Origin of the sequence: Bradyrhizobium sp. dw_411, from assembly GCF_018449695.1 — a bacterium.
In the GTDB taxonomy this organism is placed as follows: Bacteria; Pseudomonadota; Alphaproteobacteria; order Rhizobiales; family Xanthobacteraceae; genus Bradyrhizobium.
On record NZ_JAAVUY010000023.1, the window covers coordinates 38,208 to 62,797 of the forward strand.

At 60.6% G+C, this 24,590-nt stretch carries 27 protein-coding genes and 1 tRNA gene; 19 read left to right on the plus strand and 9 right to left on the minus strand.

The window, feature by feature from the left end; translation table 11 throughout:
- Window position 1 precedes the first annotated feature (1 nt).
- Genes HB676_RS29785 through plsY form a run of 3 tightly spaced genes read left to right on the plus strand, consistent with a single transcriptional unit; the run spans window position 2 to window position 2,893 of the window.
- Window positions 2-955 carry an aspartate carbamoyltransferase catalytic subunit gene (locus HB676_RS29785; RefSeq protein ID WP_213742062.1) on the plus strand — a complete coding sequence of 318 codons (954 nt, stop codon included), beginning with the start codon at window positions 2-4 and terminating at the stop codon, window positions 953-955.
- 4 nt (window positions 956-959) lie between these two features.
- Window positions 960-2,261 (plus strand): dihydroorotase, encoded by a 1,302-nt coding sequence (locus HB676_RS29790; protein ID WP_213742063.1) that lies wholly within the window; start codon window positions 960-962, stop codon window positions 2,259-2,261.
- Between the two features lie 38 nt (window positions 2,262-2,299).
- Window positions 2,300-2,893: a glycerol-3-phosphate 1-O-acyltransferase PlsY gene (plsY, locus tag HB676_RS29795; RefSeq protein ID WP_213742064.1), complete on the plus strand. Its 594-nt coding sequence runs from the start codon at window positions 2,300-2,302 to the stop codon at window positions 2,891-2,893.
- 3 nt (window positions 2,894-2,896) lie between these two features.
- On the opposite strand, the gene HB676_RS29800 is transcribed toward plsY, so the two are convergent.
- Window positions 2,897-4,141 carry an amidase gene (locus HB676_RS29800; protein WP_213742065.1) on the minus strand — a complete coding sequence of 415 codons (1,245 nt, stop codon included), beginning with the start codon at window positions 4,139-4,141 and terminating at the stop codon, window positions 2,897-2,899.
- A gap of 124 nt (window positions 4,142-4,265) precedes the next feature.
- Window positions 4,266-4,919, minus strand: coding sequence for a hypothetical protein (locus tag HB676_RS29805; RefSeq protein ID WP_213742066.1), 654 nt, complete (start codon window positions 4,917-4,919; stop codon window positions 4,266-4,268).
- 241 nt (window positions 4,920-5,160) lie between these two features.
- Here HB676_RS29805 and HB676_RS34305 point away from each other — a divergent pair, with 241 nt between their 5' ends.
- The 4 genes from HB676_RS34305 to HB676_RS29820 all read left to right on the plus strand — a co-directional run bounded on the left by HB676_RS34305 (window position 5,161) and on the right by HB676_RS29820 (window position 6,735).
- On the plus strand, window positions 5,161-5,286 hold the full coding sequence (locus HB676_RS34305) for a hypothetical protein (RefSeq protein WP_346347452.1): 126 nt from the start codon (window positions 5,161-5,163) through the stop codon (window positions 5,284-5,286).
- 39 nt (window positions 5,287-5,325) lie between these two features.
- Window positions 5,326-5,772 carry a hypothetical protein gene (locus tag HB676_RS29810; protein ID WP_213742067.1) on the plus strand — a complete coding sequence of 149 codons (447 nt, stop codon included), beginning with the start codon at window positions 5,326-5,328 and terminating at the stop codon, window positions 5,770-5,772.
- Between the two features lie 109 nt (window positions 5,773-5,881).
- Complete coding sequence (locus HB676_RS29815; RefSeq protein ID WP_213742068.1) at window positions 5,882-6,259, plus strand: hypothetical protein; 378 nt, start codon at window positions 5,882-5,884, stop codon at window positions 6,257-6,259.
- Window positions 6,256-6,735 carry an ImmA/IrrE family metallo-endopeptidase gene (locus HB676_RS29820; protein ID WP_213742069.1) on the plus strand — a complete coding sequence of 160 codons (480 nt, stop codon included), beginning with the start codon at window positions 6,256-6,258 and terminating at the stop codon, window positions 6,733-6,735. The genes HB676_RS29815 and HB676_RS29820 overlap by 4 nt, the downstream gene beginning before the upstream one ends.
- On the opposite strand, the gene HB676_RS29825 is transcribed toward HB676_RS29820, so the two are convergent.
- The gene (locus HB676_RS29825) at window positions 6,732-7,718 is read right to left on the minus strand and encodes an IS1595 family transposase (RefSeq protein WP_213742070.1); all 987 of its coding nucleotides are present in this window, start codon (window positions 7,716-7,718) and stop codon (window positions 6,732-6,734) included. The genes HB676_RS29820 and HB676_RS29825 overlap by 4 nt on opposite strands.
- Before the next feature lie 108 nt (window positions 7,719-7,826).
- On the opposite strand from HB676_RS29825, the gene HB676_RS29830 reads away from it, so the two are divergent.
- On the plus strand, window positions 7,827-8,084 hold the full coding sequence (locus HB676_RS29830) for a helix-turn-helix transcriptional regulator (RefSeq protein WP_213742071.1): 258 nt from the start codon (window positions 7,827-7,829) through the stop codon (window positions 8,082-8,084).
- A 236-nt stretch (window positions 8,085-8,320) separates the two neighbouring features.
- Here the strand turns inward: HB676_RS29830 and HB676_RS29835 are convergent, their stop codons facing one another.
- Complete coding sequence (locus HB676_RS29835) at window positions 8,321-8,779, minus strand: hypothetical protein (protein WP_346347453.1); 459 nt, start codon at window positions 8,777-8,779, stop codon at window positions 8,321-8,323.
- Between the two features lie 22 nt (window positions 8,780-8,801).
- Window positions 8,802-8,896: transfer RNA gene (locus HB676_RS29840), tRNA-Leu, on the minus strand.
- A gap of 380 nt (window positions 8,897-9,276) precedes the next feature.
- Between HB676_RS29840 and HB676_RS29845 the strand changes: the two genes are divergently transcribed.
- Window positions 9,277-9,879, plus strand: coding sequence for a hypothetical protein (locus HB676_RS29845; RefSeq protein ID WP_213742072.1), 603 nt, complete (start codon window positions 9,277-9,279; stop codon window positions 9,877-9,879).
- 33 nt (window positions 9,880-9,912) lie between these two features.
- Window positions 9,913-10,983, plus strand: a complete 1,071-nt coding sequence (dprA, locus tag HB676_RS29850) for a DNA-processing protein DprA (protein ID WP_213742128.1) — start codon at window positions 9,913-9,915, stop codon at window positions 10,981-10,983.
- Here dprA and HB676_RS29855 read toward each other — a convergent pair.
- Window positions 10,980-11,381, minus strand: coding sequence for a helix-turn-helix domain-containing protein (locus HB676_RS29855; protein WP_249780532.1), 402 nt, complete (start codon window positions 11,379-11,381; stop codon window positions 10,980-10,982). The two genes, dprA and HB676_RS29855, sit on opposite strands and share 4 nt — an antisense overlap.
- 77 nt (window positions 11,382-11,458) lie before the next feature.
- On the opposite strand from HB676_RS29855, the gene HB676_RS29860 reads away from it, so the two are divergent.
- Window positions 11,459-12,067, plus strand: coding sequence for an FMN-dependent NADH-azoreductase (locus tag HB676_RS29860; protein ID WP_213742074.1), 609 nt, complete (start codon window positions 11,459-11,461; stop codon window positions 12,065-12,067).
- A 76-nt stretch (window positions 12,068-12,143) separates the two neighbouring features.
- Here HB676_RS29860 and HB676_RS29865 read toward each other — a convergent pair whose 3' ends face one another.
- Entirely contained in the window at window positions 12,144-12,410 is a 267-nt protein-coding gene (locus HB676_RS29865; protein ID WP_213742135.1) for a hypothetical protein, read from the minus strand.
- An 82-nt stretch (window positions 12,411-12,492) separates the two neighbouring features.
- Entirely contained in the window at window positions 12,493-13,266 is a 774-nt protein-coding gene (locus HB676_RS29870; RefSeq protein ID WP_213742075.1) for a glucose 1-dehydrogenase, read from the minus strand.
- Between the two features lie 117 nt (window positions 13,267-13,383).
- Between HB676_RS29870 and HB676_RS29875 the strand changes: the two genes are divergently transcribed.
- Window positions 13,384-13,851, plus strand: coding sequence for a helix-turn-helix domain-containing protein (locus HB676_RS29875; protein WP_213742076.1), 468 nt, complete (start codon window positions 13,384-13,386; stop codon window positions 13,849-13,851).
- Between the two features lie 91 nt (window positions 13,852-13,942).
- Here HB676_RS29875 and HB676_RS29880 read toward each other — a convergent pair whose 3' ends face one another.
- Window positions 13,943-14,185 carry a hypothetical protein gene (locus tag HB676_RS29880; protein ID WP_213742136.1) on the minus strand — a complete coding sequence of 81 codons (243 nt, stop codon included), beginning with the start codon at window positions 14,183-14,185 and terminating at the stop codon, window positions 13,943-13,945.
- 223 nt (window positions 14,186-14,408) lie between these two features.
- On the opposite strand from HB676_RS29880, the gene topA reads away from it, so the two are divergent.
- From topA to HB676_RS29915, 7 genes are all read left to right on the plus strand, one after another.
- Window positions 14,409-17,159: a type I DNA topoisomerase gene (gene topA / locus HB676_RS29885; RefSeq protein ID WP_213742077.1), complete on the plus strand. Its 2,751-nt coding sequence runs from the start codon at window positions 14,409-14,411 to the stop codon at window positions 17,157-17,159.
- A 1-nt stretch (window position 17,160) separates the two neighbouring features.
- Window positions 17,161-19,506 carry a ribonuclease R gene (gene rnr / locus HB676_RS29890; protein WP_213742078.1) on the plus strand — a complete coding sequence of 782 codons (2,346 nt, stop codon included), beginning with the start codon at window positions 17,161-17,163 and terminating at the stop codon, window positions 19,504-19,506.
- On the plus strand, window positions 19,494-19,922 hold the full coding sequence (locus tag HB676_RS29895; protein ID WP_213742079.1) for a DUF983 domain-containing protein: 429 nt from the start codon (window positions 19,494-19,496) through the stop codon (window positions 19,920-19,922). Before rnr ends, HB676_RS29895 begins: the two co-directional genes overlap by 13 nt.
- Window positions 19,923-19,966: 44 nt before the next feature.
- Window positions 19,967-20,719 carry an NUDIX hydrolase gene (locus tag HB676_RS29900; protein ID WP_213742080.1) on the plus strand — a complete coding sequence of 251 codons (753 nt, stop codon included), beginning with the start codon at window positions 19,967-19,969 and terminating at the stop codon, window positions 20,717-20,719.
- 215 nt (window positions 20,720-20,934) lie between these two features.
- A complete protein-coding gene (locus HB676_RS29905; protein ID WP_213742081.1) occupies window positions 20,935-22,260 on the plus strand; it encodes an LLM class flavin-dependent oxidoreductase in 1,326 nt (441 codons plus the stop codon).
- Window positions 22,261-22,437: 177 nt separating this feature from the next.
- Window positions 22,438-22,605 (plus strand): 50S ribosomal protein L33, encoded by a 168-nt coding sequence (gene rpmG, locus HB676_RS29910; RefSeq protein ID WP_159011529.1) that lies wholly within the window; start codon window positions 22,438-22,440, stop codon window positions 22,603-22,605.
- Between the two features lie 514 nt (window positions 22,606-23,119).
- Complete coding sequence (locus HB676_RS29915) at window positions 23,120-24,472, plus strand: globin-coupled sensor protein (protein ID WP_213742082.1); 1,353 nt, start codon at window positions 23,120-23,122, stop codon at window positions 24,470-24,472.
- Window positions 24,473-24,590: the final 118 nt, after the last annotated feature.

A 24,590-nucleotide genomic window follows, 5' to 3' on the forward strand; every position in this document is an offset into this window, starting at 1 on the left:
AATGACCCCTGCATCGAAATCGACCTTCGTCCTCGGTCACCGGCATTTGCTGGGAATCGAAGGCCTTTCTGCGCCCGAGATCACCGGGCTGCTCGACCTTTCCGAGGAATATGTCGAGCTCAACCGCCAGGTCGACAAGAAGCGCACCTCGCTTCGCGGTCGCACCCAGGTCAATCTGTTCTTCGAGGCCTCGACCCGCACGCAATCCTCATTCGAACTGGCCGGCAAACGGCTCGGCGCCGACGTCATGAACATGTCGGTGTCCTCGTCCTCGATCCGCAAGGGCGAGACGCTGATGGACACGGCGGTCACGCTCAACGCGATGCACCCGGATATTCTGGTGGTCCGGCATCATGCCTCCGGCGCGGTCGAATTGCTCGCGCGCAAGGTCGACGGTTCCGTGATCAATGCCGGCGACGGCGCGCACGAACATCCGACGCAGGCCTTGCTCGACGCGCTGACGATCCGCCGCAACAAGGGCCGGCTCGAAGGGCTTGTTATCGCGATCTGCGGCGATGTGATGCATTCGCGCGTCGCGCGCTCCAATATCCTGCTGCTCAACACCATGGGCGCCCGGGTACGCGTCGTCGCCCCCTCCACGCTGTTGCCGCGCGGCATTGAGCGGATGGGCGTCGAGGTGGCCCGCGACATGCGCGAGGGGCTCAACGGCGCCGATATCGTGATGATGCTGCGGCTGCAGCGCGAGCGCATGAACGGATCATTCGTGCCGTCGAGCCAGGAGTATTTTCATTATTTCGGTCTCGACCAGAAGAAGCTCGCTTATGCCAAACCCGACGCACTGGTGATGCATCCGGGGCCGATGAATCGCGGTGTGGAAATCGACTCTATCGTCGCCGACGGCGCGCAATCGCTGATCCGCGAACAGGTCGAAATGGGAGTGGCGGTGCGGATGGCGGTGCTCGAAGCACTCGCCCGTAACCTGCCGAACGCGTGACATCATGCTGACCGACCGCCGCCCGATCCTGCTTGCCAATGCCCGCGTCGTCGATCCTTCCCGCGACTTCGACGGTCCCGGCGACGTACTGATCGCCGACGGCATGATCCGCGACTCAAAGCGCGGCATCGGCGCCGCCGGCGTGCCCGAAGGCACCGACATCATCAATTGCGCCGGCCGGATCGTCGCGCCCGGCTTGATCGACATGCGCGCTTTTGTCGGCGAGCCCGGCGCCAGCCACCGCGAAACCTTTGCCTCGGCGAGCCAGGCGGCGGCGACCGGCGGTATCACCACCATCGTCTGCCAGCCGGATACCTCGCCGGTCATCGACAATTCCGCGACGGTGGATTTTGTGCTGCGCCGCGCCCGCGATACCGCGATCGTCAACATCCACCCGATGGCGGCGCTGACCAAAGGCATGCGCGGCGAGGAAATGACCGAGATCGGCTTGTTGAAGGCAGCAGGCGCCGTGGCGTTCACGGATGGCGACCGCAGCGTCACCAATGCGCAGGTGATGCGCCGCGCCCTCACCTATGCGCGCGATTTCGACGCACTGATCGTGCACCACACCGAAGATCCGCATCTGGTCGGCGAAGGCGTCATGAACGAGGGCGAGTTCGCCGCGCGCCTTGGCCTCGGCGGCATTCCCAACGCGGCGGAAGCCGTGATGCTGGAGCGCGACATGCGTCTCGTGGCACTGACCGGCGGGCGCTATCACGCGGCGTCGCTGAGCTGCATCGAATCGCTGGAAATCCTCAAGCGCGCCCGCGATGCCGGTCTGGCCGTTTCGGCTTCGGTCTCGATCAACCATGTGACGCTGAATGAAAACGACATCGGCCCGTACCGGACGTTCCTGAAACTGTCGCCGCCGTTGCGCACCGAGGACGATCGGCTGGCGCTGGTCGCCGCCGTCGCGTCGGGCCTGATCGACGTGATCATGTCCGATCACAATCCGCAGGACGTCGAAGTCAAGCGCCTGCCGTTCGCCGAAGCCGCCTCCGGCGCGATCGGGCTCGAGACCATGCTGTCGGCCGCGCTGCGGCTGGTCCATAATGGCGAGACGGACCTCAAAACCCTGATCCGCGCAATGTCGACCCGCCCCGCTGAGCTGCTCGGCCTGCCCGGCGGATCACTGCGCGCGGGCTCGCCGGCCGACGTGATCGTGATCGATACCGATACGCCCTGGGTGCTCGACCCCGCCGATCTGAAATCGCAATGCAAGAACACGCCGTTCGACGAAGCCCGGTTCTCGGGGCGCGTCGTGCGGACTATCGTGGGCGGAAGAACCGTGTTCGAGCATGTCTAATGCGCGGCAAATTCGCGGGCGCAGAAGGAGCAGCGCAGATGTCGCTTAACGCGTTCCTGCCGGTCGCTTTCATCCTGGGTTATTTGCTGGGATCGATCCCGTTCGGACTGATCCTCACACGGCTCGCGGGCACGCAGGACATCCGCTCGATCGGCTCCGGCAATATCGGCGCCACCAATGTGCTGCGTACCGGCCGCAAGGGTCTCGCCGCGGCGACGCTGCTTTGCGACATGCTCAAGGGCACGGTCGCGGTGATCATCGCGGGCTATTACGGCGGTCCTGATGCGGCGATGCTAGCTGCGCTCGGCGCCTTTCTCGGCCATCTGTTTCCGGTGTGGCTCAATTTCAAAGGCGGTAAAGGCGTCGCGGTTTATATCGGCGTCTTGATCGGCCTGTTCTGGCCGGCCGCCGTGGTGTTCTGCGTGATGTGGCTCGCGGTTGCTCTGACCTCGCGCTACTCGTCACTATCAGCGCTGGTGGCCAGTTTCGTCACGCCGATCTTCCTGTGGTGGTTCGGCCACGCCGCGCTGGCATCGCTGTTCGTCGTGCTGACGCTGCTGTTGTTCTACATGCACCGCGAAAATATCAAGCGGCTGCAAGCCGGCACCGAAGGGCGGATCGGCGCGAAGTAATCCTTATCGTCGCGCCAGCGCGTCTTCCACGAAACGCGCCGCCGCCAGCGCTTTGGCATCGTCGCCCACGCCCGCGATCACCTGCACCCCCACCGGCAATCCGCCCTCCGCGATGATGGCGGGAACGTTGACGCAGGGAACGGCCATCAGGGTCCAGAGCTGGTTGAAGCGCGCATCGCCGGTCGAATCCAGGCCCTTAGGCGCGGCGCCGGGCGCCGAGAATGTCAGCAGCACATCGACCTCTTTGAACACCTCAGCCAATGCAGCACGGGCGCGGTAAGTAATCGCGCAGGCATTGTCATAGGCTGCGGGGGTTATGTCGCGCGTATCGTCCAGTCGCTTGCGCAGCAGCGGCGGCACGAGGTCGTATTTGGTGCGATATTCCCAGGCCATCGCGAGATGCGCCTCGAAAAACTGCACGATGTTATGAGCGCGCCACGCCTCGCCGATGATCTCCGGCAATGCCAGCGTGCGAACCGAAGCCCCGGCCCGCTCCGCCGCCTTGGCCGCGACCTGCAACGTCTCTCCGCTCGCCGCCTCGGGCGCACCGGCAAAATCCTGTGTCACAATGCCGATGCGCGGCGCCTGCAGCGCGGCGCCCGGTAACAATTCGGGCCGGCCGGTGATGGCCGAAAGCCCGTGCGCCAGATCGCTGACGCCGGCCGCGAACAGCCCGAGCGTATCCAGCGTCCACGAAAAGCATTTCACGCCGGTCTTCGGCAACAGATTGAACGACGGTTTGATGGCGGCCGCGCCGCAGAACGAGGCCGGCCGGATCACCGAGCCGCCGGTCTGCGTTCCCAGCGCCAGCGGAATCATGCCGCCGCCCACCGCTGCCGCCGAACCCGACGACGATCCACCGGGCGTGTAACCGGTATTGTGTGGATTGACCGTCGGCGTCGGATCGTTGGCCGCGAATGCCGTGGTGGTCGTTTTGCCGATGATGGTCGCGCCGGCTTGCTTGAGCATCATCACGATGGGCGCATCCGCACGCGGCTGCCAGCCGCCGTAAATCGCCGCACAGCCCATCTCGGTCGGCAAGTCAGCGGTATCGATGATGTCCTTGATGCCGACGGCGATGCCGCGCAACGGATCGGCGCTCGCAGCGCTGGCGTTCTCATTCTGCCGAACAAACGCGCCGACAGTCTTTTCCCGCGCCCCGATCGCCTCCCGCGTCTGGGCAATCGCCGCATCGGGAGACAATTCGCCGGCATCGATGCGGCGCTGGAGATCGGCGAGCGAGATCATCGGTGGGGTTTCCTGACGTGGACTGGAGTGGTTTTACGAAGCGGATGAAGATCGGGCAAGCGCCACAAGCGTGACCGCCGAGTACATGCACATAGGAACAGACCATACTCGTAATGCTGGCGGCCTATATCTTTGGCGCGATAACTACTCTGACAGTGCCATCTGGTATCGCTTCATCGGCGGCAATGAAACCTCCCGCGTCTAGCGATTTTCCAATCGCAAACATCAGGGCCTTGGCTGGTGTCATTTCCTGCGGATTGCCGGCTGCGGTTTTGGACAGGACGCTGACTCCCGTGGGGTTGGCGCGATGTTGCAAGGTCGCTGGGAAGCCCTTCATCCAATCGGGCGGTGACTGCAATTTCTTTAGTTCGGAGAGAGAATACGGCCAGTTCTTGTCTTTGAGCAGAACGGCGATCATACCTGCAACCATGAAGCAGTCCGAGCATTCCGGCACATACAGAATTTCAATTGAGGTGGGAGCTTCAACGCCAACCAGTTCGGAGTTGAACTTCTCAGGGTTGACCATTCGCCAAGCTTGTAGCTTTTGCAATTCGAGTCGGGCTTGAGCTGCCCCTTTGTTTGCCTCAGCCGTATCCTTGCGCAGTTCGTCGCCCTGGGTCACAAGCGAAGCTATCCGCTCATTGGATTCTAATTCGGACTGTTTCTGCAACTTTATTATGACAGCGGTCGATATGCCGACGACAACCGCCGCAATTGCGGCGACGCCAAGAAATGAAACCATCACAACATTCCAAGCGTCTAGATCGAGACCAAACATCCGTCTCACCCTCTTGGAAGCTGTGGTGTTTTCACTGTGAGTCGCATCCATCGCGGCTATTTAGCAACGGTTATTTGCTTTTAGATAGGCTCAAGCCGCGTGACCTTCGCGGCGTAGCTTATGGACCGCAAAATATGATTGCTAGTCTAGCGGGGTCGCCTCTATTCTACCAACCGGGACCAGGATCGGCGCCCCCTTCCCCACGCCCTCAGGTTGATCCATTCTGCCCGCCGAGGACCGAATGGATAAACAAACTCCCAACACGCCCCATCTCACAGACGCCCAGCGCATCGACTGGCTGCGGCTCATTCGCTCGGACCGCGTCGGGCCGCACGGTATTATGGCGCAAACGCCACAAGAATTTTGACGGGCAAGAATTACGTCTCCGCGATCAAAGGAGACGACCATGCCAGTTGGAAAGATACTACCATACCACGCGCTAAAGACCCTGACCCAGCTTCACGCTGAATTGGGCGGCAAGATCGACAGCAACCAGAAGTCCGGCGACAAGCTCCGCGCCCAGATGATCCAGGTTGAAGCCGTCATGAAGATGTTGGACCCGGAAGTGAACGTCCGGGGGATATCCATCAAGCGGCGGGTGATCGGCAATCCCTGGTTCAAGCGCGGGACGATGTTTCGCAGTGCCGTTGACGCCATGCGGCGGGCTGGCAAGCCGTTGACGTGCCGGGAGATCACAGACGCTGTACTTGAGGGCAAGACGCCCCAGCCGACCCGCCAGCAGGCCATCAACGTACAGGCGGCCATTCTGGCGGCATTGCAGAAGCGGGACGGAACGGCCGTGGTTGGCGAGGGTACGCCGACGCGGTGGAGCCTGCGCGGGACGACCTCTTAGTGAGACAACCCATTGCTCCGTCATGCCGCTTGCTGTTTAGTGTAGCCGAATCGCTACACCGTCCCTATATGTTGGGTGTCAAGCCCACGGCCATAATGATAGTGGGGAAATGTTAGGACGCGCGCTAAATCTGGTCACCGTTTTATTTGTTTGCGGACAAACAGTCCTCATCCTGCATTTCGTTGCACGCGGCGACCTGAGCAGTCCGACTACCCCGGTCATTGAATATAAAGACTTCGTCACGATCCTATTGACCGCGTTAGGCGTCATGATTGCCGTCGGGGCAATTTTTGCGGCCGTTGCGGCCATTTGGGGATTTGAATTTTTGAGACGTGAAACGCGGGAAAGTGCTGAAAAGGCCGCCCGGGAACGAACTGAGGCGATGCTACCCAGTCTCGTTCAACAGCAAGTGAGATTTGAATTGCAGGGCATCAAGACGTCCGGTGATGAGATAGCGGCAGAGATGTCGAAAGAAGACAAGCCATGACGACCAATATCTTTCAAATCGCAGAACGTCATTGGGCTAAGGGAGCCCCTGTGGATGTACAGGCAATTATTAGAGAGGCTGGCGTTGAATATAAAGAAATGCCCAAGCCGTCTTCGGTTTCAGGGCTAATTGAGGCCTATGGTGGTGGCTACCGCATAGTAGTGAACTCCGATCATTCGCTTGTTCGTCGGCGATTTACAGCGGCGCACGAGCTAGGCCACTACGTCTATCATCGCGATATCATTGGGGACGGCATAGTTGACGATGCCGCATATCGAAGCGAACGTATCGGCCAGTATGGCGGCAAGATTCGCCCTGAATATGAAACGCAGGCTAATCGCTTTGCAGCCATAATCTTGATGCCGACAGTGCTACTGGATCAGTTGCAGGCAAAACAAACTCCTATTCCAGAAATGGCAAGACAGCTTCAAGTATCGGTGGAGGCACTTCGGATTCGTCTCGGTATAGCCGATTAATTCGCTGGAATATGCCGCTGCCAATACCCTGTGAAGTCTACAGACTTGCCGCGCTTCAATGCCAGCGAGGCAATGCGGGTTACCTGATCCCCATTCGAGACGCGGCGGTTGTCCTCTCGCCATGATGACTCCTGCGCATAGCGGAGAAGATACGCGCCAGCAATGTGGTGGTGAATGCCAACCTCAGCCCGGCGTAAGCGGGAGAAAAATAACTCCGCCTGATTGGTGCAAGCGCCGTCCGCGCTGTACGCCTCTAAATGGTTGATGCGCTTCATTTCGAAACGCTCATGCAGACCATCCCATGAACCGGCTTCGTCGGCGTGAACCGTGGTGCCTTTGGCAACGCGCGCTTTGATGAATGAGGCCGCCGCGCTTTCGGTATTGAACACTGCCGGGACCGAATTGCCGCCACGCTCGCGAATGATGACAACGACCTTGCGCTTGCCGTTTTGATTGACAGAAAATCGACGGTCGATCCTGTCCTCTTTCCGATTGGCAGGCTTCACGTATCCACCGAAATAACCGCCATCGACTTCAACAATTTTGCCTTCACCGCCAACAACGCGGCCCTTCATTTCTTCGGCCATTGCTTCACGCAACTTGTGCGCCAGCACGAAGCAGGTTTTGTATGACGTACCAAGATCGCGAGACAATGCGAGTGCGCTCTTGCCCTTCACTTCGTTTGCAAAAATCGCGATTGCGAACAGATAGGAGCGCAGTGGCATCTTGTGCCAAGCGAACAGCGTCCCGGACGTGATACTAAAATCCTTGCGGCAGGCGCGGCAGCGGAAGCGCGGCGCGCCTTGCGGGCGCCTGCAATCGTAAGCGTCAAGTCCGCCGCAACAGGGGCAAACCGGCGCGCCGTCCGTTGCAGACCAACGAACCTTGCGGAACGTAGTTTCGATTTCTGCATCGGCCATTTTGAGAATAGCGGGAAGGCTGAGGGTCTTTGCTTCGCGGGAAAGTAAGAAATGCTGGGCCATGACTACCTCAACCATTTTGGTTGACTGTAGCTATATTGGCCGATTTAGATTACGTCAACTAAAATAGCTGACGTTGACAAAAATGATTTTGATCCCTAGTTACGACTGATGTCACCCGAGCAAAGTCGCGCTGCAAGAGGTTGGTTAGGCTGGTCCCAACAGGACTTAGCCAAAAAGGCGAGCGTCGGTCTTAGCACCGTTAAAGACTTTGAGAGCGGGAACCGAACTCCGATTGCGAACAACTTAAGTGCGATCCAAAAAGCCTTGGAATCAGGCGGGGTTGACCTAATTTTCGATCCCCTCGGTGCTCCCATTGGGATCAATAAAAAGACGCTGGGTAATTCTTCAAATGGCCCAAATAGTTGATTCTCATTCACTTTTCGTTCTTCTATTTTCTATTCCCATCTAAAAAATATTGAAACCAACCCCAAAGAGTGTTAGTTGTCTGTAGTGGAAACGGGTTTTGAGGTGAGAACGGCCTCCTCACGCGCCTAGGCAACTAGGCAAAGTAGCTGAGCAATCAGTGAAGAGATCCGGAAGTGGGCATCCCGGCAATATTTCGTTTCCGGCCTAATCTGGTCTAAGGGCTCCTTCGGGGGCCCTTAGGCTTTTTTGGCGACCTTTAAGTAGCCTTTTTCGCGTCGGCTCGCGATCTTCTTCTCCGATACCATGTAAAAACTGGCGATATGGTACCGGCCGGAAGCGTCGGGGACGATATTGACGGCGACCAGGACAAACTCACCGATTGCAGGGACCCTGGCAATCAACTCGATTCCCTCATTCTGTAGATCATCCCCGATATAAAGCGGATCGGCGACGACTACCGCCAAGTGGGGAAGACACAGCGGATAATCCACCGGATGGCGCCGCTCGGCGTGGGCTTGGGCGGCACGGCTGAGAATCACCTCGCCAGCCTCTAATTCAGTTTCGATTGTGCAATTCACCGTGTCGCACGGGAGGGCACAAATTACTAAATCAACCTTTTTGACAGCCATAGCATGCCGTTCCGCAATGTTGACGGCGACCTCGGAATCTGCTTTAATATCAACGTCGTGGCGCACTTAACGCCCTTCCGAATATAAGCGGAGCGGGTGGGATTTGAACCCACGATCCGACGCGCGAACGTCGGACTACCGATTTTAAGTCGGCTGCAATCAACCTACCTCTGCCACCGCTCCATGGTGGTTTAAAAGCCGGGCACCCAATGCCCGGCTTTTTACATATCATCCCTAATCCTGGCTTGCAACAAAACCGTCATCGTATTTGCGGAAGCAAGCTATGGAGCACATCATCTTTCCCCGTAAAATTGAAATTGGCCGCCGCGGGGAGAAACGAAATGGATGGATTGCAAATCTTAATTTCTTCTTTCTTTCTTTTTTTCTTTCATTTTCAACGGGTTAAAAATTACTAGGTTGTTATGGTATGAATCGCCATTTCGTTTCTCCCCGCGGCGGCCAATTTCAATTTTACGGGGAAAGATTTGTTTACGACCCGAATTAGTGCTATACGATCACGCCAGAAAACAGCGTTATTCAATGTTTTTAAGTAGGATTGTTTTATGCGCGAACAATTTTTGCCGGCGATTGATGCTCTTCAAAAAGACCTCGCCGAATTAGAGAAGAAAATCTCCGAAACGAAATCGATGATCAATCGCCTGTGCGAACTCGCTGGCGAGCCGCCGATGTATGCCGACATTCAGACCAGCAGCGCTCCGCAAACGCTGAGTTCTATTCAAGCGGATACGTTCTATGGAAAGGTCATCACAACGGCCTCTAGAGAATATCTAGAGATGCGAAAGGCTGCTGGCCTTGGGCCTGCAAGCCCGCGCGAAATTTACGAGGCGCTGAAGCAGGGTGGCTTTAAGTTTGATACTAAAATTGAGAACAACGCTATCACAGGCGTCCGCAATACGTTGCGGAAGGCGTCGGCAATATTTCATCGTCTGCCGAACAACGAATATGGTTTGCTGAAATGGTACCCGCGCGCAAAGGATGAAGGCGCGCAAGCAACGGGGAAGAAAAAGGCAAAGAAGAAGCGTGGACGTCCGAGAAAGACGTCAGCGCCTTCCAAGGAGGCGCCCGTCGCGGCTGAAGAAGAGTCCCAAACGGGAGGAGTGGCCCGTTATCGTCCTAAGGCGACTCTACCTACTTCGGAATCGTAATCTCCTAAGACCGCGGCGAATGACGCCGATCATATCAACAACAAGGTTTGTGGCGTTTGCGCCATAATACCGGGGCCGCATACGTTTCGTTCCCTGATCAATCATTTCGGCAGCGCGCGTTCGGCGCTGGAACGCCTGCCCGATCTGGCGCGACGCGGCGGTGCCGATCGTCCCGGCCGGATTTACAGCGAGGAAGATGCCCGCGCTGAACTCGCGGCCTCCAGAAAACTCGGTGTCAGCCTGCTGGCGCCGGGCGAAGCCGGTTATCCGCCGCGGCTGGCGATGCTGGACGATGCGCCGCCTCTGCTCGGCGTGCGCGGCGCGCTGGGCACGCTGATGCGGCCGATGATCGCGATTGTCGGCTCGCGCAATGCTTCGGGTGCGGGACTGAAATTCGCTGGCACCCTGGCGCGCGATCTCAGCGACGCCGGATTTGTGATCGCCTCGGGACTGGCGCGCGGCATCGATCAGGCCGCGCACCGCACGAGTATCGCGGGCGGCACCATGGCGGTGCTGGCCGGCGGTCATGACAAGATCTATCCGCCCGAGCATGTGGATCTGCTGGCCGCGATCCTCGCATCGGGCGGCGCGATTTCCGAAATGCCGCTCGGGCACGTGCCGCGCGCCCGCGATTTTCCGAGGCGCAACCGGCTCATTTCAGGCGCGGCGCTCGGCGTGGTCGTGGTGGAAGCCGCGCATCGTTCGGGATCGCTGATCACCGCGCGCATCGCCGCCGAACAGGGCCGCGAAGTATTCGCGGTGCCGGGCTCGCCGCTCGATCCGCGCGCCGCCGGTACCAATGATCTGATCAAGCAAGGCGCGACGCTGATCACGGAGGCTACCGACGTGATCCAGGCCGTCGAGCCGATCATGGGCCGGCCGATCGAGCTGCGCGAACCCGACGAAAATGCGCCGATAAATTTCGAACCTGAGGCTGGCGATCGCGCCCGCATTGTCGGCTTGCTCGGACCGACACCGCTGCTGCTCGACGATCTGATCCGGATGGCCGGCACGTCACCCGCGATCGTGCGCACGGTGCTGCTGGAGCTGGAACTGGCCGGACGGTTGGAGCGTCACGGCGGCGGGCTGGTGTCGCTGATTTAATCCGCGTCATTCCGCCGGTCGAACCGCGTTCGCGCGTCTTCGATTTCGATCTGATGCTCGCTGGCCCATTTGCCCAGTGCTTCCACCGGCTGCCACAGCCCTCGCCCCAGATCCGTCAGTTCGTAATCGACCCGCGGCGGAATGGTGGGGAATACCGTGCGCGTGACGAGGCCGTCGCGCTCCAGTCCGCGCAGCGTCAGGGTCAGCATCCGCTGCGAGATGCCACCGACCATGCGCTTGATCTCGTTGAAGCGCCGCGGGCCGTTGCCGAGCAGCATGATGACGAACACGCTCCATTTGTCCCCGACCCTTGCCAGGATCGAGGCCACGCCGCGGCAATCGCTTTCCTGATGCGCGAGGGGTGGCAGGACAGGCACTTTGATGTGCTCGGGTTTCAAAAATGTGCCTTCTTGCGGGGTTTGCGGACAGTCACTCATATAGTCCGAGTTACAAACATATACCAAGGGTGACCACCATGAAACTCCTGCATATCGATTCCAGCGTCCTCGGCCCCCACTCCGTCAGCCGCCAGGTTTCGGCGGCGATTGTCGACCGGCTCCGGCTGGAAACGCCAAATCTGACCGTTACCTACCGCGACCTCTCCTCGACCCCGCTGGCGCATCTGTCCGGCTCGCATCTTGCCGCCGCCCAGGGCGCGCCGCCGGAAGCCGCGCTTGCGCAAGACCTCGCCGCCGGTCAGGCCGTGATGGAGGAGTTCCTTGCCGCCGACATCGTGGTGCTCGGGGCGCCGATGTATAATTTCACCATCCCGAGCCAGCTCAAGGCCTGGATCGACCGCATCGTGGTCGCGGGCAAGACATTTAAATACGGCGCGCAGGGCGTCGAGGGTCTGGCGGGCAACAAGCGCGCCATCATCGCGGTCTCGCGCGGCGGCTTCTACGGCGCCGGAACGCCCATGGCCGTCGGCGAACACCTTGAGACCTATCTGCGCTGGGTGTTCGGCTTCATCGGCGTCACCAACCTCGAATTCATTCCGGCTGACGGCATCCAGATGGGACCGGAACATCGCGAGAAAGCGCTGGCCGGCGCGCTGCACGCCGCAACCAATCTCAACGCGGCCTGATTGAGATGAGACCCAGTCCGTCGCCGAACTACGGCGGCGGGCCGGTGTCGCCGAGGGAAACTACAATTAAGCGGAGTTAGTACCAGGCGCCGGGGACATCCATCAGGATCGCGATCAGCGATGCCAGGAGACCAATTCCGGAGAATAACGCGATGGGCACGAGCGGATGATCGTCTAATTGCTGCGGTGACGCCGTTGACACAAGTATCGATTGAGAGATGCGTGCGGCTTTCGGCATTTCAAATTCCCCGATGCAAAAGTGCTCAAATATCCCGGCCCATAAAGGGGTCGGTGCACTGCGGCAAAGGTTCAACGTCTCAGCACTGAATTTGAAAATATCCACTGGATGATGAATCCGGTCAGCACAACTTCGATGGAATTTTCATCGAATTGCACCGACCGGATTTATGACTTCCTGAAAATCCTTACCCGCGATAGATCGGCGCGCCTGCCGGCGAACCCGTCGTACCGCCATCGACGAAGATCTCCGCGCCCTGAATGTTCGATGCATCGTCGGAGGCCAGGAACAGCACGGTCTTGGCGACCTCCTCCGGCTTGCCGAAGCGTCCGAGCGGAATGGCTTTCGAGATGTGGCTTTCCAGCGCCACGATCGCTTCCGGCGTCGGCGCGTTGCGATTCCAGATCGGCGTGCTGGTGCCGCCGGGCGATACGACATTGACGCGAATACGACGCGGCGAGAGTTCCGACGCCATCACCCGCGCCATCGCCCGCACGCCGGCCTTGCTGGCGGCATACGCAGCATAGCCGGGATTGCCGAGCACCGAGATCACCGAACCGTTGAGGATGATCGAGGCGCCGTCATTAAGATGGGGGACCGCCGCCTGCACGGTGAAGAACACGGCGGTGATGTTGGTCTTGAGCACCGACTCGAACGTTTCGAGCGTCGTCCCGCCGACCGGCGTGTTGGCGGCAATGCCGGCGTTGGCGAAGACAATGTCGAGCTTGCCGAATTTGGCGGCCGCCTGCGCGACGGCCTTTTCGGTCGCCGCGATATCGGTCGCGTCGGCCACGATGGCGATCGCGTTCGGCCCCAATTCCTTGGCGGCCGCTTCCAGCGTCGCCTGATTGCGGCCGGTGATGGCGACTTTCGCGCCCTCCGCAATGAAGAGCTTGGCCGTCGTGAGCCCGATACCGCTGTTTCCGCCTGTAATCAGTGCCGTCTTGCCCGCGAGCCGCATGATGATCTCCTGTGAAGTGGTTGCATTATTAAACTAAGTTGCCATCTAGGGTACATGGTTTCATATTGCAACTACACAACGCCGTGATCGGAGCCGGGCGCTCCGGAAAGGATGGGCATGGTGAAACGGACAAGTTTTGAAGACGCCGACTGCCCGGTAGCGCGATCGCTCGACGTGCTCGGCGACTGGTGGTCGCTCTTGATCATTCGCGACGCGCTCTTGGGGAAACGCCGCTTCAGCGAATTTCAGAAGAGCCTGGGCTGCGCGAAGAATATTCTCACGGTGCGGCTGCGCACCCTGGTGGATCACGGCATCCTGACGACCGCGCCCGCCTCCGATGGCAGCGCCTATCAGGAATATCTGCTGACCCCGAAGGGCCGCGGCGTATTTCCGGTGCTGGTCGCGCTGCGGCAGTGGAGCGAGGAGTTCGGCGACGTCAGCGGAATTGCGACACTGCTGGTCGATCGCCACACCGGCCGGCCGGTGCGAAAACTCGAACTGCACGCCGATGACGGCCGGCTACTGGGCCTTGGCGATACCGAATTGCGGCCCAATCCGAAGCTGAAACGCCGCCGAAGCGCCTAAAGCCGTCATTGCGAGCGAAGCGAAGCAATCCATAGCGCAACAAAGAAAGCATGGATTGCTTCGTCGCGTTGCTCCTCGCAATGACGGAGCCTTAAGACAAATTGCGCTTGCCGCGAAGCCGGACGCGTTCCTCCGCTTCCATCTGCGCCATCTCAAGCAAACGCACCAGCATGCCGAGCCTGTGCCGGCGCGCGAGCTTGGCCAAGGCGGCTGCGGTCTCCGCAATGAACGCCGTGGCCTCGTCAGGCCCACCGTCTCCCGGCAGTTCGTCGGTTGGCGATCCCGCACCCTTCTGGAGGGATGCTCGTGTCCGCCGGGCAGCTTTCTTGGTCAAAAAAACATCCAATGCCGTGTAATATTGAAAGATACCCTTTTCGAGAGCGCAACTCTAGGACGGTATTTCACAACTTTTTGGACGGTAGCACGCTGCCATCGGGCACGAGTTCAACATCTGGCGATTTGACAGAGGCCTCTCCTGCACCCATGTTCGCTTCGAAACGGCCGACGCGAGTCTCGCGGAACCGGCCTTTATTTTTCCCGTAAGCTATTGGAATGACATGAATATCGTCATTGTCGAGTCGCCGGCGAAAGCCAAGACAATCAACAAATATCTCGGCGCCTCCTATGAGGTTCTGGCTTCTTTCGGCCATGTCCGCGACCTCCCGGCCAAGAACGGATCGGTCGATCCGGACGCCAATTTCCAGATGATCTGGGAAGTCGACCCCAAAGCCGCCAGCCGACTCAATGATATCGCCAAAGCGCTCAAGGGCGCCGACAAGCTGATCCTCGCAACCGACCCTGATCGCGAGGGCGAAGCAATCTCCTGGCATGTGCTGGAGGTGCTGAAGGAGAAGCGTGCGATCAAGGATCACACGATCGAACGCGTGGTGTTCAACGCCATCACCAAGCAGGCGGTGACGGACGCGATGAAAAACCCGCGCCAGATCGATGGCGCGCTGGTCGATGCCTATATGGCGCGACGTGCGCTGGACTATCTGGTCGGCTTCACGCTCTCGCCGGTGCTGTGGCGTAAATTGCCGGGCGCGCGTTCCGCCGGGCGGGTGCAGTCGGTGGCGCTGCGGCTGGTCTGCGACCGCGAACTCGAAATCGAAAAATTCGTACCCCGCGAATACTGGTCATTGGTCGCAACCCTGACCACGCCGCGCGGCGACGCCTTCGAGGCGCGTCTGATCGGCGCCGACGGCAAGAAGATCCAGCGGCTCGACATCGGTACCGGCGCCGAGGCGGAAGATCTCAAGAAGGCGATCGAGGCCGCCAACTTCTCGGTCTCGACGGTCGAAGCGAAGCCCGCGCGCCGCAATCCGCACGCGCCCTTCACTACTTCGACGCTGCAGCAGGAAGCCAGCCGCAAGATGGGTTTTGCGCCCGCGCACACCATGCGGATCGCGCAGCGGCTGTATGAGGGCATCGATATCGGCGGCGAGACCACTGGCCTCATTACTTATATGCGAACCGACGGCGTGCAGATCGACGGCTCGGCGATTACGCAGGCCCGCAAGGTGATCGGCGAGGATTACGGCAACGCTTATGTGCCGGACGCCCCGCGCCAGTATCAGACCAAGGCCAAGAACGCCCAGGAAGCGCACGAAGCCATCCGGCCGACCGACCTGTCGCGCCGCCCGGCCGATATGCGCCACCGCCTCGATACCGATCAGGCCAAGCTCTATGAGCTGATCTGGACCCGCACCATCGCGAGCCAGATGGAATCGGCCGAACTGGAACGCACCACTGTCGACATCACAGCGAAAGCGGGATCGCGCGTGCTCGAACTGCGCGCCACCGGCCAGGTGGTGAAATTCGACGGCTTCCTCGCGCTCTATCAGGAAGGCCGCGACGACGACGCCGACGACGAGGATTCGCGCCGCCTCCCCGCCATGAGCGAGGGCGAGGCGCTCAAGCGCAAGGAACTCGCGGTCACCCAGCACTTCACCGAACCGCCGCCACGGTTTTCCGAGGCGTCGCTGGTCAAGCGCATGGAAGAACTCGGCATCGGCCGTCCCTCGACCTATGCCTCGATCCTGCAGGTGCTGAAAGACCGCGGCTACGTCAAACTCGAGAAGAAACGTCTGCACGGCGAGGACAAGGGCCGCGTCGTGGTCGCGTTCCTGGAAAATTTCTTCGCGCGCTATGTCGAATATGATTTCACCGCCGCGCTCGAAGAGCAACTCGACCGCATCTCCAACAACGAGATTTCCTGGCAGCAGGTGCTGAAGGATTTCTGGGGCGACTTCATCGGCGCGGTCAACGAGATCAAGGACCTGCGCGTCACCCAGGTGCTGGATGCGCTCGACGACATGCTGGGTCCGCACATCTACGCGCCGCGCGAGGATGGCGGCGATCCCCGCCAGTGCCCGACCTGCGGCACCGGCAAGCTCAACCTCAAGGCCGGGAAGTTCGGCGCCTTCGTCGGCTGCACCAATTATCCGGAATGCCGCTACACCCGTCCGCTCGCCGCCGACAGCGAAGCCAGTGTGGATCGCATCCTCGGCAAGGATCCGGTGTCTGACCTGGACGTCGTGGTGAAGGCCGGCCGGTTCGGCCCTTACATCCAGCTCGGCGATCAAAAGGATTACGCCGAGGGCGAAAAGCCCAAGCGCGCGGGCATCCCGAAGAACATGTCGCCCGGCGATATCGAGCTTGAGCTCGCCTTGAAACTGCTGTCGCTGCCGCGCGAAATCGGCAAACACCCGGAGACCGGCGAGCCGATCACAGCGGGTCTCGGCCGCTTCGGTCCGTTCGTGCGCCATGAGAAGACCTATGCCAGCCTCGAGGCCGGCGACGAGGTATTCGACATCGGCCTCAATCGCGCGGTCACGCTGATTGCCGAGAAAATCGCCAAGGGCCCGAGCGGCCGCCGCTTCGGCGCCGATCCCGGCAAGCCGCTTGGCGATCACCCGACGCTTGGCGGTGTCGCGGTCAAGAGCGGCCGCTACGGCGCCTACGTCACCGCAGGCGGCGTCAACGCCACCATCCCCAGCGACAAGACGCAGGACACCATCACCCTGCCCGAAGCCATCGCGCTGATCGACGAGCGCGTGGCGAAAGGCGGCGGCAAGCCCAAGCGTGGCGCCAAGAAAGCCAAAGCGGCCAAACCGGCGGCAGCCGGGGCGGATGCGAAGGCGGCAAAACCCGCCAAGAAGCCCGCAGCCAAGAAAGCGAAGCCGAAATCGGAAGCCGCCAGCAAGGCGCGCGCGCCAGTGACGGCCAAGACGTCGCCGACCAAGACCTCGCCTTCCAAGGCCGCAAAGCCGGCCGCCAAGAAGAGCGCCGGGAAAGCAAACGGATAGCGTGGCAAAACAACGCGACAGCGGTTTTCCGAGCCGGGATGCCATCGTCGCCTTCGTTCGCGCGCAATCCACCGATGTCGGCACCCGCGAGATCGCGCGGGAATTCGGCCTCAAGAATGCCGACCGCGTCGAGCTGAAACGCATCCTGCGCGAACTCGCGGCTGACGGCACCATCGCCAAACGCGGCAAGAAGATTCACCAGCCGGCGGCGCTGCCGCCGACCGTGATGGCCGACATCACCGGACGCGACAGCGACGGCGAACTGATCGCCACCCCCACCGAATGGGACGAAGAGGAAAGCGGCGCCGCACCGAAAATCCGTATCCACGTTCCACGCCGACCGCAGCCGGGCACAGCGGCGGGTGTCGGCGACCGCGCGCTGCTGCGCGTCGAGAAAGCCGACGACAGCGAGGGCGCGGCCTATCGCGCGCGGGTCATCAAGGTCATCGATCACTCCAAGACCCGCGTGCTCGGAATCTTCCGTAGCCTGCCCGGGGGCGGCGGACGTCTTATTCCCGTCGACAAGAAACAGGCCGGCCGCGAGTTGAACATCGCCAAGGCCGACACCGGCGGCGCCGAGGACGGCGATCTCGTCAGCGTCGATCTCGTGCGCTCGCGCGGTTTTGGACTCGCTTCCGGCAAGGTGAAAGAGCGGCTGGGCTCATTGTCGTCGGAGAAAGCGGTCAGCCTGATCGCCATTGCTTCCCATGAGATTCCGCAGGCGTTCTCGCCCGCCGCCTTGCGCGAGGCCGAAGCGGCAAAACCCGCGACGCTGGCGGGACGCGAGGACTGGCGCGAATTGCCGCTGGTCACGATCGATCCGCCTGATGCCAAGGACCACGACGACGCGGTTCACGCTGAACCCGACTCCGATCCGGACAACAAAGGCGGCTATATCGTCCATGTCGCGATCGCCGATGTCGCGTTCTATGTGCGACCGGGATCGGCGCTCGACCGCGACGCGCTGACCCGCGGCAATTCGGTATATTTTCCCGACCGAGTGGTGCCGATGCTGCCGGAGCGCATCTCCAACGATCTGTGCTCATTGGTGCCGGGCGAGCCGCGCGGCGCGCTGGCGGTGCGGATGGTGATCGGCAATGACGGCCGCAAGCGCTCGCATACTTTCCACCGCATCCTGATGCGCTCGGCCGCCAAGCTCAATTACGCGCAGGCGCAGGCCGCGATCGATGGGCGGCCCGACGACACCACCGGCCCCCTGCTCGATCCGATCCTGAAACCGCTCTACGACGCCTACGCCGTGGTGAAGCGCGCACGCGACGAGCGCGACCCGCTCGATCTCGACATTCCCGAGCGCAAGATCCTGCTCAAGCCTGACGGCACGGTGGATCGCGTGATCGTGCCGGAGCGTCTCGACGCGCACAAACTGATCGAGGAATTCATGATTTTGGCCAACGTCGCGGCGGCCGAAATGCTTGAAAAAAAGGCGCTACCGCTTATCTATCGGGTGCACGATGAACCGACGCTTGAGAAGGTTCATAACCTGCAGGAATTTCTGAAAACGCTTGATCTGCCGTTCGCCAAAAGCGGCGCGTTGCGACCCTCGCTGTTCAACCGCGTGCTGGCGCAGGTCAAGGGACATGATTCCGAACCGCTGGTGAATGAAGTGGTATTGCGCTCGCAAGCCCAGGCAGAATATTCCGCCGAGAATTACGGCCATTTCGGCCTGAACCTGCGACGCTACGCCCATTTCACTTCGCCTATCAGGCGATACGCAGATCTGATCGTGCATCGCGCCTTGATCCGCAGCCTGGGGCTTGGCGAAGGCGCGTTGCCGGAGACCGAAACGCTGGAAAGCTTGAGCGAAGTCGCCGCGCAGATTTCCGTCACCGAGCGCCGCGCCATGAAGGCGGAGCGCGAAACCGCTGACCGGCTGATCGCGCATTTTCTCGCCGACCGCATCGGCGCGACTTTTCAGGGCCGTATTTCCGGCGTCACCCGCGCCGGATTGTTCGTCAAGTTGAGTGATACGGGCGCCGACGGCCTGATCCCGATCCGCACGCTCGGCACCGAATATTTCAACTATGACGAGACGCGCCATGCGCTGGTCGGCTCGCGCAGCGGTGCCATGCACCGGCTGGGTGACGTTGTCGACGTTCGTCTGGTAGAAGCTGCCCCAGTCGCAGGCGCGTTGCGGTTTGAGTTGCTGTCGGAAGGCCAGGTTGCTCCCCGCGGACGCAAACGCGAACCCGGACGAGACAGGTTTAAAGCAGACTCTTCCAAGACAAAGGCCAAGGCCCATCCCGGCCGCACGCCCCGCAAAAAGCTTCGCAAGCCCGGCAAGACCAAGTCCGGCAAATCCAGAAAGGGCCAATCATGGAAAGCCTGAGCGCAACCACCAAAATCTGGACCAGAGAGTCCGGCGCCGTCGAAAAGCGCGACGTGTGGACCTCGATGAAGCGCGGCTTTCGCGGCCGCTGCCCCCGCTGCGGCGAAGGCAAGCTGTTCCGCGCCTTTCTCAAGGTCGACAGCAATTGTTCGGTCTGCAATCTCGACTTCACGCCGCATCGCGCCGATGACCTGCCGGCCTATCTGGTGATCGTCATCGTCGGCCATCTCCTGGTGCCGATCATCCTGTGGATCGAAACCGACTACTCGCCGCCGGTATGGCTGCAGCTCTCGATCTATTTGCCATTCACGCTGGTTGCGTCGCTGCTGTTGCTGCAGCCGGTGAAAGGCGCGGTTGTCGGCATGCAATGGGCGCTGCGGATGCACGGGTTTGACGAAAACAATCCGGAGCCCTAAACGCCGGCTTTCAACAAGAAAAGAAAACGGGGCGGCGGCGGGCGATGAGTGAGACCGAGGCGGCAAAGCCGGAAACAAATCCGGAAAAAGAAGCCGATCACTATCCCTATCGCCGCCCGGTCGATGCCGCCACATTGATCCTGATCGATCGCACCGGTACCAGCCCAAAAGTTCTGGTCGGCAAACGCCACGACAAGGTGGTGTTCCAGCCCGGCAAGATCGTATTTCCCGGCGGCCGCGTCGATACATCCGACAGCCGCGTCCCCATCGCTACGCCGATCCCCGGTCCGCTCGAAGCAAACCTGCTAAAGGGTAAGCCGAAGATCGCGCCATCGCGGGCGCGCGCACTTGCGGTCGCCGCGATCCGCGAGGCCTGCGAGGAAACCGGCCTTTGTCTCGGACGCAAGACGGACGGCGCGGCCCCGGCGCTCGACGGCGCGTGGAAACCTTTTACTGACGCCGGCCTGTTGCCCGACCCATCCGGACTTTTCCTGATTGCGCGCGCGATCACGCCGCCGGGCCGTGTGCGGCGCTTCGACACCAGGTTCTTTACCGCCGACGCCTCGACCATCGCCCACCGCGTCGAGGGCGTGGTCCATGCCGATGCCGAGTTGGTGGAGCTGGTCTGGGTCGAACTCGGCTCGAAGCCGCTGGCCGACCTTCATCCCATGACCAAGAGAGTCCTGACCGAACTCGAACGACGCCTCGCCAACGGCCCGCTCGACCATGGCGCCGAGGTGCCGTTTTGGCATTTCCAGGCCGGCCAATGGCACAAGGACGTGCTGGGGACTGCTTAAGAGATTCTGTCATTCCGGGACACGCCGATAGGCGTGGGCCCGGAATCTCGAGATTCCGGGTCTGGTCCTTCGGACCATCCCGGAATGACGACCGGTAGACAAATCCCGCTGATCAGACTTTCAAAACGCAAAATTCTTCTCAGACCTACCGCTGCCTTTTCGGCAAGCCATCCCTATCTCCTACCTCACGAGAAAACCAACACGGGAATGGGGCCATGGCACAACGTCAACTCAAGCTCGGCGCATTCATGCGGCCGGTCAGCATCCATACCGGCGCGTGGCGCTATCCCGGGGCGTGGCCGGATGCGAATTTCAATTTTGCCCATATCAAGCGCCTGATCCAGAAACTCGAGGCCGGCAAATTCGACGCCTTCTTCATGGCGGATCACCTCGCCGTGCTGAACATGCCGATCGATGCGCTGAAGCGCAGCCATACCGTCACCTCGTTCGAACCGTTCACGCTGTTGTCGGCGCTGGCCAGCGTTACCGAGCGGATCGGACTGGTCGCGACAGGTTCGACCACCTTTGACGAGCCCTATCATGTCGCCCGCCGCTTCGCCTCGCTCGATCACATCTCGGGCGGCCGCGCCGGATGGAATATCGTCACCACGTCAAATCCGGACGCCGCGCTGAACTTCGGGCTTGAAGACCACATGGAGCACGCCGAGCGCTACAAGCGGGCGCGCGAATTCTACGATGTGGTGACGGGCCTGTGGGATTCCTTTGCCGATGACGCATTCGTGCGCGATGTCGAGTCCGGGCTGTTTTTCGACCCGGCGAAGATGCATGTGCTCAATCACAAGGGCAAATATCTGTCGGTGCGCGGCCCGCTCAACATCGCCCGCCCCGTCCAGGGCTGGCCCGTGATCGTCCAGGCCGGCGCGTCCGATGACGGTCGGCAATTGGCCGCCGAGACCGCCGAGGCCGTGTTCACGGGTGGCGGCAGCCTCAGCGACGGGCAAAAGCTCTATGCCGACATCAAGGGCCGCATGGACAAGCTCGGGCGCGACCGGGACAGCCTGAAGATCCTCCCCGGCGCCTTTGTCGTGGTCGGCGACAGTGTCGAGGAAGCGAAAGAGAAACGCGCGCTGCTCGACAGCAAGGTGCATTACGACAGCGCGATCTCTTCGCTCTCGGTGATGCTGGGGACCGATGCCTCCGGCTTCGATCCCGACGGCCAGTTACCGCCGATCCCGGAAACCAATGCCAGCAAGAGCGGCCGCCAACGCATCGTCGATCTCGCCGAACGCGAGAAGCTCACGGTACGCCAGCTCGCGCAGCGTGCCGGCGGCTATGGCGGCCTAGCATTCGTTGGGACACCGCAAACCATCGCCGATCAGATGGAGGAATGGCTGACCGGCTTCGGCAGCGACGGATTCAACATCATGTTCCCGTTCCTGCCCGCCGGGCTCGACGATTTCGTCGACAAGGTGGTGCCGGAACTGCAGAAACGCGGGATTTTCCGCCGGGAATATGAGGGCACGACGTTGCGGGAGAATCTGGGCCTGCCGCGGCCGAAAAACCGCTTCTTTGAGGGTTAACGCGTATTCCGCAAAAGTGGGCACCGGTTTTGCGATCAGAATATGCGCAAAACGGCTCGGAATCAGGCACGTTTTGGCTCTGAAAACCTTGACTTTGGAGGATCAGAAGCTAGGTTGCGCGGCAAATGCGGGCCTGATGGGCCGGCGCCCGATTCCAGACATCCAGAGGTACTGAACATGGCCAAAGCGGTCACCATCAAGGTCAAGCTCGTTTCCTCGGCGGATACCGGCTTCTACTACGTCGCCAAGAAGAACTCGCGCACGATGACCGACAAGCTAGTCAAGAAGAAGTACGACCCGGTGGCGCGCAAGCACGTCGAGTTCAAGGAATCCAAGATCAAGTAATTCCCGGCCTCATCGCCGGCGGATTCGAACGGGGCCTCGCGGCCCCGTTTTTTATTGGCCACGACTCACGCCGGGCAACGCGCCTCATGACGGGCAACGCGCGCCTCGAAGCTTAAGGCGGCCAGTCGCGGCGACGCAATCACCGCCCGGACCAGACACAAACTTCACATCATAATTCCCAAATGGCTGCCCGACATTGATGTCGCGCAAATTCTCCATCGATATCGATCTCAAAAATTTGGGTAAAAAAATAGGCAAGAAAAAAACAGGCAAGAGAACTTGCCGTAACCGTTGATGCGCTGCGCGCCAATCGTATCTGAACGTGTTCGATATTTCAGATTGAAAACCGCAAAAAAATTGAAAACAAAAAAGAGCGCGCGTATGTCCGCTGGCGGACAATCCCGCAAAAAAGAATGCAATCAAAGTTTTTGAATTATCCATCTTTTCAAGCGCAAGGTTAAGCAGATCGACTCACCGAGTCGATCCGCTCTTTTGATCAGTCAGGAAAAGTTCGATGAACAACGAACAATCAATCCAGTCGCGTCTCGATTTCATCGGTATCGACGGCGCCACGCGAGAGGCATTGCGCGAATTGCGGCCGCTGATCGCAGGCGCGTTGCCGGCAATTCTCGATCGGTTCTATGCCCATCTCATGAAGTATCCCCAGGTCGCCAAATTGTTTCCGAACGAGGCGATCATTCGCCATGCCAAGGAAGCCCAGCTCAAGCACTGGATGACGATCGCGGCCGCCTCTTTCGACGACACCTACGTGCAATCGGTGACGCGGATCGGCCAGGTACATAATCGGCTGGGTCTTGAGCCGCGCTGGTACATCGCGGGCTACAGCATGATCGTGACCGGCCTGCTGCGGGAAATCGAGGTGAAGAATGCGCAAGGCTGGTTTGGGGGCGGCGCGGCGCTGGAAAAAAGGGTCGTGCTGCAAAATGCCATGACCCGCGCCTCGATGCTCGACATGGATTTTGCGATCGCAGTCTATCTCGATGCGGCCAAGCAGGATCAGCGCACGGCGATGCAGAAACTGGCTCATGATTTCGAGGCCGCGGTCGGTGAAATCATCAATACGGTTTCGTCCGCTTCGACGGAACTGGAAGCATCCGCCAGCAGCCTGACCAAAACGGCCGAGATGACCGAACGGCTTTCGGCAGACGTCGCGTCCGCGTCGGTTCAAGCCTCGGCCAACGTTCAGTCCGTTGCATCCGCGACCGAAGAGATGACATCGTCCGTCAACGAAATTGGCCGCCAGGTGTCAGAGTCGGCTGCGATCGCCGATGAAGCGGTGCACGAGGCTGAACGGACCGATGCAAGCATCAGCGAGCTTTCGCGTGCCGCCGAGCGCATCGGCGACGTCCTCAAGCTCATCACCTCGATCGCCGAGCAGACCAACCTTCTGGCCTTGAACGCGACCATCGAGGCCGCACGCGCAGGCGATGCCGGCCGCGGCTTCGCCGTAGTCGCCTCGGAAGTCAAGGCGCTCGCCGCCCAGACGGCCAAGGCCACCGACGATATCGGCCTGCAGATCGTGGGCATTCAGACGGCAACGCAGGCCTCGGTGGCCGCCATCAAGCAGATCAGCGGCACGATCAGACGGATTTCCGAAATCGGCGCGACCATCGCCGCGGCGGTTGAAGAACAGAACGCCGCGACCAGGGAAATCTCGCGCAACGTTCAGGAAGTCGCGGGCGGAACCGCCAAGGTCGCGACCAACATCAGCGAGGTAAGCCGCGGGGCCAGCGATACCGGCACGGCATCGTCGCAGGTGCTCTCTTCGGCGCAATCGCTCTCAAGCGAAAGCAATCGCCTCAAGCTGGAAGTCGGGAAATTCCTCGACACGGTTCGCGCCGCCTGATCGGACGCGGTGATTTCCGCGCCGGCGTCCCGCTCGTGCTGGAGCGTTTTCGAACCAACGGGTCGCGCGAAAGCGCGCCCGATCACAGGCTCGGCGGATACCGGTTCGTATAGCAATC

Bases quoted from the DNA above. Each gene is read 5' to 3' on its own strand.
- HB676_RS29785 (WP_213742062.1), top strand. From the start codon at position 2: ATGACCCCTGCATCGAAATCGACCTTCGTCCTCGGTCACCGGCATTTG.
- HB676_RS29790 (WP_213742063.1), top strand. From the start codon at position 960: ATGCTGACCGACCGCCGCCCGATCCTGCTTGCCAATGCCCGCGTCGTC.
- plsY (WP_213742064.1), top strand. From the start codon at position 2,300: ATGTCGCTTAACGCGTTCCTGCCGGTCGCTTTCATCCTGGGTTATTTG.
- HB676_RS29800 (WP_213742065.1), bottom strand. From the start codon at position 4,141: ATGATCTCGCTCGCCGATCTCCAGCGCCGCATCGATGCCGGCGAATTG.
- HB676_RS29805 (WP_213742066.1), bottom strand. From the start codon at position 4,919: ATGTTTGGTCTCGATCTAGACGCTTGGAATGTTGTGATGGTTTCATTT.
- HB676_RS34305 (WP_346347452.1), top strand. From the start codon at position 5,161: ATGGATAAACAAACTCCCAACACGCCCCATCTCACAGACGCCCAGCGC.
- HB676_RS29810 (WP_213742067.1), top strand. From the start codon at position 5,326: ATGCCAGTTGGAAAGATACTACCATACCACGCGCTAAAGACCCTGACC.
- HB676_RS29815 (WP_213742068.1), top strand. From the start codon at position 5,882: ATGTTAGGACGCGCGCTAAATCTGGTCACCGTTTTATTTGTTTGCGGA.
- HB676_RS29820 (WP_213742069.1), top strand. From the start codon at position 6,256: ATGACGACCAATATCTTTCAAATCGCAGAACGTCATTGGGCTAAGGGA.
- HB676_RS29825 (WP_213742070.1), bottom strand. From the start codon at position 7,718: ATGGCCCAGCATTTCTTACTTTCCCGCGAAGCAAAGACCCTCAGCCTT.
- HB676_RS29830 (WP_213742071.1), top strand. From the start codon at position 7,827: ATGTCACCCGAGCAAAGTCGCGCTGCAAGAGGTTGGTTAGGCTGGTCC.
- HB676_RS29845 (WP_213742072.1), top strand. From the start codon at position 9,277: ATGCGCGAACAATTTTTGCCGGCGATTGATGCTCTTCAAAAAGACCTC.
- HB676_RS29860 (WP_213742074.1), top strand. From the start codon at position 11,459: ATGAAACTCCTGCATATCGATTCCAGCGTCCTCGGCCCCCACTCCGTC.
- HB676_RS29870 (WP_213742075.1), bottom strand. From the start codon at position 13,266: ATGCGGCTCGCGGGCAAGACGGCACTGATTACAGGCGGAAACAGCGGT.
- HB676_RS29875 (WP_213742076.1), top strand. From the start codon at position 13,384: ATGGTGAAACGGACAAGTTTTGAAGACGCCGACTGCCCGGTAGCGCGA.
- topA (WP_213742077.1), top strand. From the start codon at position 14,409: ATGAATATCGTCATTGTCGAGTCGCCGGCGAAAGCCAAGACAATCAAC.
- HB676_RS29895 (WP_213742079.1), top strand. From the start codon at position 19,494: ATGGAAAGCCTGAGCGCAACCACCAAAATCTGGACCAGAGAGTCCGGC.
- HB676_RS29900 (WP_213742080.1), top strand. From the start codon at position 19,967: ATGAGTGAGACCGAGGCGGCAAAGCCGGAAACAAATCCGGAAAAAGAA.
- HB676_RS29905 (WP_213742081.1), top strand. From the start codon at position 20,935: ATGGCACAACGTCAACTCAAGCTCGGCGCATTCATGCGGCCGGTCAGC.
- rpmG (WP_159011529.1), top strand. From the start codon at position 22,438: ATGGCCAAAGCGGTCACCATCAAGGTCAAGCTCGTTTCCTCGGCGGAT.
- HB676_RS29915 (WP_213742082.1), top strand. From the start codon at position 23,120: ATGAACAACGAACAATCAATCCAGTCGCGTCTCGATTTCATCGGTATC.